Genomic DNA, 12,982 nt, shown 5'->3' on the forward strand with positions numbered 1-12,982 from the left:
CAGGCAGGAGAAACGATGTGCTAATCGGTGCAGTAGCCGACGACATCACCGGAGCCACCGATCTTTGCCTCATGCTGTCGCGTGAAGGCATGAAGACCCTGCAAGTGATCGGCGTGCCCGAGGAGGGGGCTGATTTTGGCGATGCGGATGCGGTGGTCGTTGCGCTCAAATCGAGAACGATCCCTGCAGAAGAAGCCGTCAGGGCATCGACGGCGGCGGCCGGCAAGCTCATTGCCGCCGGCGCAGAGCAGCTGCTGTTCAAATATTGCTCGACGTTCGATTCCACCGATGACGGCAATATCGGGCCGGTCGCCGACGCGCTTCAGGATCTGACCGGAGGCGAGCTGACGATTGCCTGTCCATCCTTTCCTGCAACCGGCCGCACCGTCTATAAGGGGCATCTTTTTGTCGGCGACCGGCTCCTGTCGGAAAGCTCTCTGAAGGACCATCCCTTAACGCCGATGCACGATTCCGATCTCGTCCGCGTCCTGCAACGGCAGACAAGACGTCCGGTCGGTCTTATCGATTGGCCGGTGATCGCCAGGGGCGAAGACGCCATCCGGGCGGCTTTTGCGCAGCAGAAGGCGGCAGGAAAGCGCATCCTCGTTGTCGATACATTGTCGGATGCCGATCTGCGCACCATCGGGGCGGCCTGCGACGGCATGAAGCTTGTCACGGGCGGCTCCGGCATTGCCATGGGGTTGCCCGAAAATTTCAGAAAACGCAAAAAATTGCCAGTCCGCAAGGCCATGACCCGCATGATGGCGCCGGCAGGGCGCCGGGTCGTCCTTGCCGGATCCTGCTCGCTTGCAACCCGTGTCCAGATCGAGGTTGCCCGCAATGACGCTGCCGCGCTTCTGAGGCTTGATATTTCGGCGGTTGCCGATGGAAGCCAGAGCGCTGCAGACATCGCCGACTGGGTGATTTCGCAAGACAAGGACCGTCTGCCCCTCGTTTATTCCAGCGCCAGTCCGGAGGAGCTTCAGAGCATCCAGGCGGCCATGGGACGGCACGAGTCCGGAGCGCTTGTCGAACAGACGCTGGCCGAGGTTGCCGAGCGACTGAAGCAGAAGGGCTTTACCCGCTTTCTCATTGCCGGCGGAGAAACTTCAGGCGCGGTGATCAATGCGCTCGGCGTCAAGACGCTTTCCATCGGCCCTGAAATCGATCCAGGCGTCCCATGGACCCGCAGCCTAAGCGGTCCGGACATTGTGCTGGCTTTGAAATCCGGCAATTTCGGCGCTCCGGATTTCTTCCTGAAAGCATGGGCGCAGCTTGAAACGGAGGGGTCGGATGCACGAGATTAACCGCCTGCGTGAAGAGATATGCCGTAGGGGGCAGTCGCTGTTCGAGCGCGGGCTGACCTCCGGCTCGACCGGCAATATTTCGGTTCGCCTTTCCGATGGAGGTTGGCTGATGACGCCGACCAATGCATCGATGGGCTCTCTTGACCCGGCCCGGCTTTCCCTCTTCGACGCCTCGGGCAAACTCCTGTCCGGCGACGCGCCGACCAAGGAAGCATTTCTGCATTTTTCGATGTATGGCGAGCGCGGTGATGCCGGCGCCGTCGTCCATCTCCATTCGAGCCATGCAACAGCAGTCAGCATTCTGCGCGATATCGATCCTGAGGATGTCCTGCCGCCCTTGACCGCCTATTACGTCATGCGTGTCGGACGCTTGCCGCTTGTCCCCTATTTCGCGCCCGGGGACATGGCGCTTGCAGACGCGGTCCGGTCGCTCGCCGGGCGTCATCACGCGATGCTGCTTGCCAATCATGGGCCGGTCGTCGCCGGCACGACGCTTGCAAACGCCCAGTTCGCCACCGAAGAGCTTGAAGAAACTGCAAAGCTTTTTCTCATGCTGCAGCATCACGCCAAAAGGATGCTGACCGCAGAACAGGTCGATGACTTGCGCAAACGCTTCAACCTTCCTTAGGCCGCGTCGGCGGCGCAACTTCAAAACGATTGGACGGGAGAGAAAAATGGCTGAAATCGAGGAAAGAGTCGGATTTGTCGGTGTTGGACTGATGGGACACGGTATTGCGAAGAACATCGTCGAAAAAGGCTTCCCGCTGACGGTGATCGCGCACCGCAATCGCAAACCCGTCGAAGACCTGCTCGGCCGCGGCGCCCGCGAGGCCCATTCGCTTACGGAGCTTGCGAAAAATTCGACCATGATCTTTCTGTGCCTCACAAGCTCGAAGGAAGTGTCCTGCGTTATCGAGGAAATGCGGCCGTCCCTTGCCCCGGAAACGGTGATTGTCGACTGCTCGACCGGGGATCCAACGGTGACAATGCATCTTGCCGAAACGCTTGCGGCGCAGAAAGTCTATTTTGCCGACGCACCGCTTAGCCGGACGCCGAAGGAAGCGTGGGAGGGGACCTTGGACTGCATGGTCGGTGCCGATGATGCGACATTCCAGCGGATCCAGCCGGTGATATCGACCTGGGCGGCGAAGATCGTCCATATCGGCGGGGTCGGCGACGGTCATCGCATGAAGCTGCTCAACAATTTCATTTCGTTGGGCATGGGAGCTCTCTTTGCCGAGGCTCTGGCACTCTCCCGGAAGGTCGGAATCTCCGTGGAACGCTTCGACAGCGTCATCCGGGGCGGGCGCATGGACAGCGGATTTTACCAGACCTTCATGGGTTATGCTCTGGAAGGTAACCGAAATGCGCATCGCTTCACGCTTTCGAACGCGTATAAGGATCTGAAATATCTGGAATCCATGGCAAATGACGCGACGGTTGCTACGCCGCTTGCAAGTGCGGTGAAGAATTCCTATGCCGCGGCAGTGGCAGGCGGCGGCAACGGTCCTGAGGATTACGTGCCGCATCTTGCAGACTTCGTTGCCCGGAAAAACAATGTCGGTTGACCGAAGATCAAAGCAAGCGGCGGTGTGAAAGCAGTTTCAGCAGCTTCTAATCGATATTATCTTAGCAGGTAAGTTGACGCTTCGCGCGAAATCAACTTCTATCCGCCACCGCTTTTTGGGGAGGTTGAAGGATGCGTGTCGTAACAAGGATTGCCGAACTGCGGGAGCACATCGCGGCGATCAAGAATGAAGGCCGGACCCTTGGGTTCGTCCCGACGATGGGGTACCTTCACGCCGGGCATATGGAACTGGTCGCGCGTGCACGCAGTGACAACGATGCCGTCGTCGTCTCTATTTTCGTCAATCCGCTGCAGTTCGGAAAGAACGAAGACCTTACGCGCTATCCGAGAGACTTCGAAAGGGACAGCGCCATGCTCTCTGCCGCCGGCGTCGATATCCTTTTTTCCCCAAGCGTTCAGGAGATGTATCCGCAGCCGATGCAGACGATCGTGGACGTGCCGGCGCTTGGCAGCGAGTTGGAGGGTGCCGTGCGGCCCGGACATTTTGCCGGCGTTGCGACCGTCGTGACCAAGCTTTTCAATATCGTTCAGCCGCATGCGGCCTATTTTGGCAAAAAGGACTACCAGCAGGTCGTAATCATCAAACGGATGGTCGAGGATCTTGCCCTGCCGGTCCGCATTGTCGCCGTCGAGACTGTCCGGGAGGCCGACGGGCTGGCGTTTTCATCGCGAAACAGTTACCTGACGGCGGACGAACGTGCCGCTGCGGTGATCGTTCCAAAGGCACTTGACGAAGCCGAACGACTTTACCGCGACGGAATCGACGAGCCGCAGGCTCTGGAGGCGGCATTGGCCGCGTTCATTGCACGCGAGCCGCTCGCCGTGGCTGAAGTCGTCGCCGTTCGCGATCCGCAGACCCTGACACGGCTTGAAACCTTGCGCGATCGGCAAGCCCTTGTCGCCCTCTTCGTACGGATCGGTTCGACCAGGCTTCTTGACAACAGGATCATCGGCCACCGGCGCCAAACCCAGTCGAGGGCTGCGTGATGAGCAAGCCTTCCAGTCAAAAGCGGCTGACACCATTTCGCATCCAGTCCATGAAGGGCTCAGCGCCGATCGTTTGCCTGACCGCTTATACGACACCGATGGCGCGCGCCCTTGATGCCCATTGCGATCTGCTTTTGGTCGGCGATTCCGTCGGCATGGTGCTCTACGGCCTGCCGAGCACGACTTCGGTTACGCTCGACATGATGATCGCCCACGGTCAGGCGGTCATGCGGGGGGTCTTGCGGGCCTGCGTCATCGTCGATCTGCCCTTCGGCAGCTACCAGGAATCGAAGGAACAGGCTTTTCGCAGTGCCGTGCGGATCATGCAGGAAACCGGCTGCGACGGCGTCAAGCTGGAGGGGGGCGAGGAGATGGTCGAGACCATCGCCTTTTTGACCGCGCGCGGCGTGCCGGTATGCGGACATATCGGACTGATGCCGCAACAGGTGCACACCGCCGGCGGTTATCGCTCGCTCGGCCACAACGAAAGCGAGATCGCCAGGATCAGGCGCGATGCCCGAGCAGTCGGCGGATCCGGCGCTTTTGCAGTCGTGATCGAGGGAATGGTGGAGCCCCTGGCGCGCGAGGTGACCGCCTCGATCCACGCCGCGACGATCGGCATCGGCGCTTCGCCGGCCTGCGACGGCCAGATCCTGGTTGCCGAGGACATGCTGGGCGTCTTCACCGATTTCAAGCCCAAATTTGTCAAACGCTATGCCGGTCTTGCACAGACAATCGAGGAGGCGGCAAGCGCCTATGCTGACGATGTCCGGAATCGACGGTTCCCGGCCAAAGAACACACCTTCGACGTTCGACCTCCACCGCCTTGATCCGCAGGTTCTGCAAGCCATGTTCCAATAAGCTCGCCTCGGCCAAGTCGTCGACGCGGGTCGGCCGATCTTTCTTGGCATGCACCAAAAGACATTTATCAGCAGCGCTGTCGATTTCGGCGGCCGTCAATCGTCCTTGAACAGGCGAGCGCTTCAGTTCCGGAATGACGGCCGGCGCCTCGCGTTCAAAAGCCTGGGAGAGACGGCACACGGCTCCTCTCTCACGATCAGATCGATGGAGGATATTATGGCTGATCATCAGCACCTGACACCCGCAATCGAACTCGCCCGCAGAAACGGTGCCCGATTTCCGAATGAGAGTGAAGACTATCGGCGTGCGCGCGATGCGCTGCTTGCCGAAGAGATCGAGCTACGCCGCCACATAGAACGCGTCGCCGAGCAAAGGCGCGCTCTTCCGCCTGGGGGCGAAGTGACGAAGGAATACAGGTTTGAGGGAAGTACCGGTTTCGTGTCATTGAAAGACCTGTTCGCCGACAAGGACACGCTGGTTGTCTACAGCTACATGTTCGGTCCCGAACGTGAACGTCCTTGTCCTATGTGCACATCCTTATTGTCCGCCTGGGACGGGGAGGTGCCCGACATGCAGCAGCGCGTAGCGCTCGCAGTCGTTGCCCGTTCGCCCCTCGAAAGGCTGCTGTCGTTCAAGAAGGAGCGCGGTTGGCGCTATCTGCCGCTTTATTCGGACATTGATGGCGACTATAGCCGGGACTATCGCGCGCTCGGTAAGGGCGGCAGCGATGATGCGGCGTTTAACGTCTTCACGCGACGCGACGGTACGATCCGGCATTTCTGGAGCGAGGAAATGGGACCGGCGACAGCCGACCCGGGACAGGATCCGCGCGGTGCGCCCGACCCTATGCCCATCTGGACGGTGCTGGATTCCACGCCGGAAGGACGTGCGCCGGACTGGTATCCCAAGCTCTCCTACTAATTTAGGTTCGGAGATCTGAAGCGCAGATACGCCCCCGCGCCCGCCAGGACGATGCCGCCTCGCGAATAATGACCATTCCAGGGGTCTGTGCGATTTGCGCCAAGTCTATCGACGCATTGGCACGACCACGGGTCCTTGTCCTTGGCTGCTACCGCCTTTGGCCGCCGGGCCAGACGGGTATGGAGCACCCCGGCGGGCCGCGGCTGGCGAGATTGCTTTTGAAGAAACCGCCGAAGTTAATATCAGTGGCTTGGCAAGCAAATTGTCACGCCTCCCCTGGGCCTTGATGGGTCGCAGTGGCGTCCATGAAGCTCCGATCCCTTACGCTGCGTAACGAAGACCGGGGATCGCGAGACGACGGGAATGTCGTGAGGTCGAACCGAGGATTATGGGCATTCGGTCAGAAACGGGATCGGAAGAATGATTTAGTCGATGAGCGCCTTGCGCACGCCTCGTCGAATCCGATCCACTTATTCAATTAAGAGGCCGCGACGTGTTGAAGTCGCCACGGAGGCCCGGACACACGTCAGCGCCGGCGCGGACCTGTACCCCGCAAATCGCAATTGCGGACCATGCGAATCTCGGGAAGATGGTGGCAGACGGAGACACGCGAAGCTTGCCGTTGGACAATGATCGGAGCATCCGCTTTAGGTTGCGCTTGGCCCTATGCTAAGACCCTCTCGCAGCTCCTGCTCAAAATATGTTACAGGGCCGTAACTTATTTGGTGCAAGGCACAGGATTTTCAAACACTTATAGGTGTAATCCCAATCGGGTTAATCCCGAATTTCTCATGACATGATGCAATAAAGAACATACTTTATTCGCCGCTAGCTGGTTGCAAATAATCCTGGGGTTGACTCGTGTCCATCAGTTCAGGAACGCTAAGCCGCAAGAGCCATACGCCGACCGGGATCGTGATCGAGCATCACACACTGGCGCGTACCGCCATCGTGACACTTCTCCAGCGTGAACTCACCGGCTGGAATTTTATCGACATGGTCTCAACCGAGAGTCTCGACACGGCACTCGGCTGTGATGTGCGTCTAATCACGCTGGACCTGGCGGGCCGAAGAATCGGAAGCCGCAGTCTGCTGACCGAACTCGCGGAAATCCGAAGGTACTTTTCCGAAGCACCAGTCGCGGTGCTGTCGGACTCAGACGATATGATGAGCGCCGCCGAGGTGCTGAAGCTGGGAGTTCGCGGCTTCTTCACCACTTCTCTTCGGATCGAACTTGCGCTTGCTGGTTTGCGCCTGGTTCTTGCTGGTGGTGTGTTTTGTCCCGATCCGCTTGCTACGCTTAAGGAAGGCGCGGCCGCCAGTGATCAAGAGGGCGGGGAAAGAGTGTCAATGGGCGCCTACCAAAGCGAGTATGCATTGGCCAGCTTTACGCCGCGTGAGGCGGACGTTCTTGCCGAGCTGCGATGCGGTTCGTCGAACAAGGTGATTGCGGGCAAGCTCAACCTATCGGATCATACGGTGAAGATGCATCTGCAGCACATCATGCGCAAGCTGCAGGTGCAGAATCGAACAGAGGTGGTCGCGATGCTTGGGGGTCGAGCAAATGGCGGCAGGGATGCGGCCGCGACCGACGGCGCAGTCGTCAGCGCGACATCTTTTCGAGCATTTCACTGAGAGTGACTGCCGTCAGCATGGCTTTCGCAAGCAGTTTCTTGAGCTTCTGATTTTCCTGCTCGAGCGCCCGCATTCGCTTGGCGTCGAGGCTAGCATCCTTGAGCTGCAATGATTGCCAGCGGTAGAAAGTCGGTTGGCTGATGCCATATCGCTGGCAGACATCAGAGACGGTCGCGCCGGCCTGATGTTCCTTGAGGATATCCGTGACTTCTTCATCGTTGAATTTTCGCTTGCCCATCGCGGCCGTCCTTGGAGGAACCGAATGAGGCATGCAAGTCCACAGGTTTTTCCAGTGACGGGATGCCTCAGTTCTCACGAAACGCCCTGTTGAAGCTGTCTAGGAGCGGTCGCAATGCATAGAGCGCCACGCTGCTCGTGCCTGTCCTTATCATTATCTGCGCCGGCATTCCGGGAACCATCTCCACATCGGTCATCCTCGCAAGACGTTCGTCCGTCACACGAATCGTCACTGCATAATAGGAATGGCCAGCCTTCTGATCGACCAAATGATCCGCGGACACATACTCGACCTTGCCCCTGAGAAGAGGGACCCGCCTCTGATTGTACGGGATAAGATGCACATGTGCCTCGAGCCCCGGATGCACCTCATTGATGTCTTCCGGCTTCACGCGCGCTGCGATCACAAGATTGCTCGTGCGCGGGACAAGCTCAGCCAACGGTTCGCCGGCACCGATCACACCGCCTGTCGTATGGATGCGCAGATCCATGATCACCCCGTCCTCGGGCGCCCGGATCTCGGTTCTCGCCAATTGGTCATCGATCGCGCGCAATCGCTCGCGCAGCTGCAGAAGCTGGTTCTCCGTGTCGCGAAGGTTGAGCGCGACTTCGTTCAACCGGTCGCTGCGCAGTTTCACAAGGTAGGAATGAGCCTCGCTTATGACCTGGTGCGCGCGCGAAATGCGCGCAGTGACATCACCGATTTGGCCGCCGATATCTGCCTTTTCCCGCTCCAGGATAAGAACCCGGCTCTTCCTTTCCAAGCCCTTGGCGGTAAGCATCGAGACGGTTTCAAGCTCCCCATGGGAAATATTACGCCTCTGGATCAAGGCGGCTTTCTGGGCGCTCAAGCCCGCCACTTCCTCCAGCACCTGCTTTATCCTCTGCTGCGTGATAGCAATCTCCGATTGCATGACCTGCCGCCGCGCATCAAATATCCGCTGCTGTCCCGTAACGATGTCCCTGATCGAATGGTTCCTCGCCATGTGTTCGGTGAGTTCGGGCGGAAAGCCGATGCGATCCGTGCCGCTCTCTTCGGCGATCAGCCGTGCGCGTCGTGCCTCCGCATCCCATAGCTGTCCTCGCAGGCTGTCGCGTTCCGAACGCGATTTTGTGTCGTCGAGTTCGATCAGCACTTGGCCTGCGGCCACGGCATTGCCGTTCCTGACGAAAATCTGCCTAACGATCCCGCCCTCGAGGTGCTGGATGGTCTTGCGGTTGGATTCTGTCTCGACGACACCTGACGCAATCGCCGCGCTGCTGAGCGGCGCAAGTGCCGACCAGGTGCCCAAGCCGATGATGAAAACGCCGATCAGCAGGTTTCCCGTCCAGACGATCCGGCGCAGTCTCGATATCGGGGAGGCATCGGCAAGCGTCAATGGAGGATTGGCAAAGAGGGAGGACGGAATTGCCGGATCGGCCGTCCGCCCGGTATCGCGACTGTAGTCGACGTCCGGTCGTCGCGGGACCCGGTCGAAAGGAGGGTCGATCTTGACGAGTTGCATGGTCTGTCACCTCCTCCTAGGTGGACGTCCGTGCGGGCGGTTGAAGGTAGCTGTCGAAGATGTGGTCGCTATCTCCGAACGCGTCGATCGTGCCATTGCGCATGATCGCGATCTTGTTGGTGACGGGGAGGATGCCCATGCGGTGGGTGATGATGACGACCATCATTTGCGTGGCGCGCATACGGGCGATCGCCGTAAACAACTTGCGCTCGCCGTCATAGTCGAGGCTCGAGTTCGGGTCGTCGAGGACCACGAGCGCGGGGTTGCCATAGACTGCTCGTGCCAGTCCCAGTTGCTGGCGTTGAGCGCGCAGCAGTAATGCGCCACCGTCGCCGATATCGGTGTCGTAGCCTTGCGGCAGTCGCGTGATGGTCTCATGCAGTCCAACGAGCTTGGCCGCTTCGATGACCTTGCCGACGTCAGTGCCGTCAAGTCGGCCGATGACATCCTTGACCGCGCCGCCGAACAGCTCGATTTCCTGCGGCAGGTAGCCGATATGGCGCATACCGCCGTAGAGCCGTAAGGCCGAGATATCGACGCCGCCGAGCAGCGCGCAGCCCCAGGTCGCCGGCTGGACCCCCGCGATGATCCGGCCAAGCGTCGACTTGCCGGATCCTGAAGGCCCGATCAGCGCAACACAGTCTCCAGGTGCCAGGCGCAAGGTGACATCGCTTAGTATTTGGCGATTGGCCGAGGGAAGCACATAGCCAACACCGTCGAGAACGAGTCCGCCTCGCTCGGGTATCAACATGGTTCGTGTGTCGTTCTGCGATGCGATCGCGATCAGCATACGGTTGATGCGATTGAAGGCAGCGTGGGCAAAGGCGACGGCGCGCCACGCGCCGATGGCGCCTTCGATCGGCGCGAGCCCGCGGCCGAGAAGCAGGCTGGAAACGAAGATGATCCCCGGGTTTCCGCTCTCATCGAGGACCAACCAGGTCGCCACTCCCATGATCAGGATTTGCGAGAGCATGCGAGCGGACTTGGATAGCCCAAGAATGATCTCGGTCCGTTGCATGGCGTCGTCCTGCGCACGCCTCGCCGTCTCCGCGTCACGGTAAACGAGCTGAGCGGCGCCGCTTTGCATGTTCATCGCGCGGATCACCTGGATATAGCGCAAGGCGGTAGCGAAACGCATATGGCTGCGCGCCAGCGCCAAATTCGCTTGCGTCAGTGGCTCCCGTGTTGCCAACTCGGTCAGGATCGCGAGCACGAGCAGGGCTCCCGCGCTCATCAGGCCAATGGTTCCAAGCACCGGATGAACCAGAAACAGAAGAACCAGGAACACAGGCGCCCAAGGGATATCAAAGAGCAATGAGCTGGCCGGCGAATCGAGGAACTGGCGCAAGGTCGACAGGTCCTTGTAGCAGTCATTGGCAAGGTTCGCGTCGCTACGGGCTCCGTATTCGAAGCACGCGGTGAGCACGACCGGGCGCAACCTGTGATCCAGCCAGCTGCCAATGCGCGAAAGGGCGGCACGCCTTATGATGTCAAGGATCGAACCGACCACGACGGCCACTGCGATGATCAGCGTCAGCATGACGAGCGTATCGGTACTGCGGCTCGACAGTACGCGATCGTAGATCTGCAGGAGGTATATGGAAGGGGCGAGTAGAAACAGGTTATAGCCGCAGCTATACAGGAAAACCAGGCAGAAGGCTCCCGCACAGGCTTTGAGGGCTATGATCAGATGCGTCGGAGAAGGCTGCGACGCTGTAATATTCGTTGTCATTATCAGATCTCGGCACAATCGATACTGACACGTCGGCTCGGTCAGGACAGGCGAATGGGAGGATCGCCGGCCACGGCCGGCGATCCTCATCAAGGGGTTCAGGCGACATCGATGATGCCGAGGTTGTTGAAGTTGTCGAGAATACTCGAGAGCGTGTTGGTCGTCGTCGTGGTCGTGGTTTCCGAGATCGGGTTCGAGTGAACCAGAGCGGCCGAAACATCACCACCTAAGGCCGCATTACCGCTGCCGCCGGCACCGCCCACGCCAGCAAGGATCGTCGCACTTTGATCGGCGACGAGCGTCGTGTTCTGCGTGGCGGTGGTGTCTGCCGAAAGGCCTACGACATTGCCGCCACTCGCGTTGCTCTGGGAGCCACTTGAGGTGGGGTTCCCGCCGGCGCCGGCGGTACCGCTATTGGTTTGGGCTGCAAAGACAGCGATTGGTATCTGTAGTAGGCCGCCACCGTCAGCATTGCCAGTTCCCCAGCCAGCGGTCTGCCCAACGATGTCGCCATTATAGACATTGGGGTCGGCCCCATCGACGAATTGCGTGTTGGCGACATAGGCGACCGGGGTGTAGTAGATATCAGCATAGTTGGTGCCATCGCCCCCATTGCCAGCGTTCGCATCGCCCCCGTTGGGATTGGTGAGGTTGATCGTGTCTGATGTCACTTGGGTAATAGGCATTGCGTCTCTCCTCTACTTGTTTGCCCCGTAGACTTGAACGGTTCGATGCCACAGGACACGTCAAAGCATGGTGCGCGCGATCTCCAATGGGGGCCAGCTGGACATTCGGGGACGTCCTTTTGGGTAGGGTCCAGATTTAAGGGATTCTCCTGGCGACATCAGGTCCTGCGCCCGGCGCGGCCCCTCATGCGGGGGAGGGTGGATCAGCGTGGGATGAGGAAAAGTGTATGCGGTTTTCCGCCGGCATCTTCTGTCTCAACTTATGAGATCAGCCGTCGAGGACGTTGAGGATATCGTCGACGAGCGCAGAATGGGCATTCGCGATATTGCCCTCGCCACCGGCGCCGCCGATGCCGCCTATCTGCAGCGTATGTTGGTCGTAGAGCACGTGATTGAGCTGGTCGGCCTCGGCCGTGCCGCCGGCGGGCACCGCGATGTTGACGGGGTGGAAATAACCTATACTGACATCGACCAGGCTGCCGTTCGAATAGCCGGTCCCGCCGTCACCGCCGACCGCGTTGCCGGTGAAGATCGTGTCGGAGGACAGGTTGAAACCGCCGCCACTGCCGCCGATCCCCGCAACCTGCACGCCGCCCTGATCGAAGATCGCATTGTTCGTCTGAGCGGCGGCGGCATCGCCGCCCGCAGCACCGACGGCAATGTTGATTGGCGAAAAAACGGCTACGTTCACGTCGATCATGCTGCCGATGAACGTGCCGTCGCCGCCATGGCCCGCGTAGCTGTCGCCGTTGTAGATGAACGTCGCGCCATGGGAGCCCGATGCCGCGCCGCCTGCAACGTTATGACCCCCGCCCGAGCCGCCCACGCCGCCGATCTGGGTCCCGCCTTGGAAAATGGCGGCGTTGTTGGTTTGCTCGGCGGAGGCCGTCGCGCCCGGCCCTGCTGCGACCGCCGTATTTACTGGGGCGAACACTGCGGTGTCGGTGCTGACGAGGGCGCCGAGAAAGGTTCCGTTGCCGCCGTTGCCGGCAAGATTGGCGTTGTCAGCGCTGCCGATCGCCAGGTTGCCGCTCCCACCGTGCCCGCCAAGACCAGCCATTTCGGTGGAGTCCTGATTGATCAGGGCGTTGTTGCCTTGTTGGGCGTCTGAGTCGGTCTGTGGACCGGCGATGGCCGAATTTGAGGGCATGAAGACAGCGAGTGTATTGCTGCTGATCGTCCCGACACTTGTGCCGTCGCCGCCGTTTCCTGCAGCGTTGTAGCCGGCATTGGCCGCAATATCGAGCGGCAGCCACGTCGGGACCAGTGCGAGATGTCCGGTGGCAATTGCACCCTGATTGGTGTTCGTGTCCTGTGCGTCTTCCGACAAAAGTCGTGATTCCGCCATCGTCGTATCTCCCAGCGACCTGGGCCGCAGTCATTTGCAGCGCGCACGGGCGCGTATCGGATGCTTATTTTGAAGCCTGTCGCGCAAAAAGGTGAGCCGGCAATTCGTCTACGTCCGTTTGGGGAGGCCGATAGCCAATCGGGTGTAGTTCGCAATTTGAACGCAAACCGCGCGT

The 12,982-nt window shown here is 59.9% G+C and carries 12 protein-coding genes; 7 read left to right on the forward strand and 5 right to left on the reverse strand.

What is annotated here, in order from left to right:
- The first annotated feature begins 17 nt into the window (after positions 1-17).
- From otnK to ISN39_RS25455, 7 genes are all read left to right on the forward strand, one after another.
- Positions 18-1,307: a 3-oxo-tetronate kinase gene (otnK, locus tag ISN39_RS25425; RefSeq protein ID WP_246763429.1), complete on the forward strand. Its 1,290-nt coding sequence runs from the start codon at positions 18-20 to the stop codon at positions 1,305-1,307.
- Positions 1,294-1,935, forward strand: coding sequence for a 3-oxo-tetronate 4-phosphate decarboxylase (otnC, locus tag ISN39_RS25430; protein WP_194730941.1), 642 nt, complete (start codon positions 1,294-1,296; stop codon positions 1,933-1,935). The genes otnK and otnC overlap by 14 nt, the downstream gene beginning before the upstream one ends.
- A gap of 46 nt (positions 1,936-1,981) precedes the next feature.
- Positions 1,982-2,875: an NAD(P)-dependent oxidoreductase gene (locus tag ISN39_RS25435; RefSeq protein WP_194730942.1), complete on the forward strand. Its 894-nt coding sequence runs from the start codon at positions 1,982-1,984 to the stop codon at positions 2,873-2,875.
- Between the two features lie 131 nt (positions 2,876-3,006).
- On the forward strand, positions 3,007-3,882 hold the full coding sequence (gene panC, locus ISN39_RS25440; RefSeq protein WP_194730943.1) for a pantoate--beta-alanine ligase: 876 nt from the start codon (positions 3,007-3,009) through the stop codon (positions 3,880-3,882).
- On the forward strand, positions 3,882-4,712 hold the full coding sequence (gene panB, locus ISN39_RS25445) for a 3-methyl-2-oxobutanoate hydroxymethyltransferase (RefSeq protein WP_194730944.1): 831 nt from the start codon (positions 3,882-3,884) through the stop codon (positions 4,710-4,712). The genes panC and panB overlap by 1 nt, the downstream gene beginning before the upstream one ends.
- 247 nt (positions 4,713-4,959) lie before the next feature.
- Complete coding sequence (locus tag ISN39_RS25450) at positions 4,960-5,664, forward strand: DUF899 family protein (protein ID WP_194730945.1); 705 nt, start codon at positions 4,960-4,962, stop codon at positions 5,662-5,664.
- An 861-nt stretch (positions 5,665-6,525) separates the two neighbouring features.
- Positions 6,526-7,299 (forward strand): response regulator transcription factor, encoded by a 774-nt coding sequence (locus ISN39_RS25455; protein WP_194730946.1) that lies wholly within the window; start codon positions 6,526-6,528, stop codon positions 7,297-7,299.
- Here the strand turns inward: ISN39_RS25455 and ISN39_RS25460 are convergent.
- The 5 genes from ISN39_RS25460 to ISN39_RS25480 all read right to left on the reverse strand — a co-directional run bounded on the left by ISN39_RS25460 (position 7,268) and on the right by ISN39_RS25480 (position 12,807).
- Complete coding sequence (locus ISN39_RS25460) at positions 7,268-7,537, reverse strand: transposase (RefSeq protein WP_074073102.1); 270 nt, start codon at positions 7,535-7,537, stop codon at positions 7,268-7,270. The two genes, ISN39_RS25455 and ISN39_RS25460, sit on opposite strands and share 32 nt — an antisense overlap.
- A gap of 67 nt (positions 7,538-7,604) precedes the next feature.
- Positions 7,605-9,041 carry an HlyD family type I secretion periplasmic adaptor subunit gene (locus ISN39_RS25465; RefSeq protein WP_194730947.1) on the reverse strand — a complete coding sequence of 479 codons (1,437 nt, stop codon included), beginning with the start codon at positions 9,039-9,041 and terminating at the stop codon, positions 7,605-7,607.
- 16 nt (positions 9,042-9,057) lie between these two features.
- Positions 9,058-10,773 (reverse strand): type I secretion system permease/ATPase, encoded by a 1,716-nt coding sequence (locus tag ISN39_RS25470; RefSeq protein ID WP_194730948.1) that lies wholly within the window; start codon positions 10,771-10,773, stop codon positions 9,058-9,060.
- A 98-nt stretch (positions 10,774-10,871) separates the two neighbouring features.
- Entirely contained in the window at positions 10,872-11,459 is a 588-nt protein-coding gene (locus ISN39_RS25475) for a PE-PGRS family protein (protein ID WP_194730949.1), read from the reverse strand.
- 268 nt (positions 11,460-11,727) lie between these two features.
- Positions 11,728-12,807, reverse strand: coding sequence for a hypothetical protein (locus ISN39_RS25480; protein ID WP_194730950.1), 1,080 nt, complete (start codon positions 12,805-12,807; stop codon positions 11,728-11,730).
- Positions 12,808-12,982: the final 175 nt, after the last annotated feature.

It is taken from the genome of Rhizobium sp. 007 (assembly GCF_015353075.1).
Lineage (GTDB): Bacteria > Pseudomonadota > Alphaproteobacteria > Rhizobiales > Rhizobiaceae > Rhizobium.

What these genes read in the sequence shown, in the direction of transcription:
- otnC (WP_194730941.1), top strand. Translation starts at nt 1,294, where the DNA reads ATGCACGAGATTAACCGCCTGCGTGAAGAGATATGCCGTAGGGGGCAG.
- ISN39_RS25435 (WP_194730942.1), top strand. Translation starts at nt 1,982, where the DNA reads ATGGCTGAAATCGAGGAAAGAGTCGGATTTGTCGGTGTTGGACTGATG.
- panC (WP_194730943.1), top strand. Translation starts at nt 3,007, where the DNA reads ATGCGTGTCGTAACAAGGATTGCCGAACTGCGGGAGCACATCGCGGCG.
- panB (WP_194730944.1), top strand. Translation starts at nt 3,882, where the DNA reads ATGAGCAAGCCTTCCAGTCAAAAGCGGCTGACACCATTTCGCATCCAG.
- ISN39_RS25450 (WP_194730945.1), top strand. Translation starts at nt 4,960, where the DNA reads ATGGCTGATCATCAGCACCTGACACCCGCAATCGAACTCGCCCGCAGA.
- ISN39_RS25460 (WP_074073102.1), bottom strand. Translation starts at nt 7,537, where the DNA reads ATGGGCAAGCGAAAATTCAACGATGAAGAAGTCACGGATATCCTCAAG.
- ISN39_RS25465 (WP_194730947.1), bottom strand. Translation starts at nt 9,041, where the DNA reads ATGCAACTCGTCAAGATCGACCCTCCTTTCGACCGGGTCCCGCGACGA.
- ISN39_RS25470 (WP_194730948.1), bottom strand. Translation starts at nt 10,773, where the DNA reads ATGACAACGAATATTACAGCGTCGCAGCCTTCTCCGACGCATCTGATC.
- ISN39_RS25475 (WP_194730949.1), bottom strand. Translation starts at nt 11,459, where the DNA reads ATGCCTATTACCCAAGTGACATCAGACACGATCAACCTCACCAATCCC.
- ISN39_RS25480 (WP_194730950.1), bottom strand. Translation starts at nt 12,807, where the DNA reads ATGGCGGAATCACGACTTTTGTCGGAAGACGCACAGGACACGAACACC.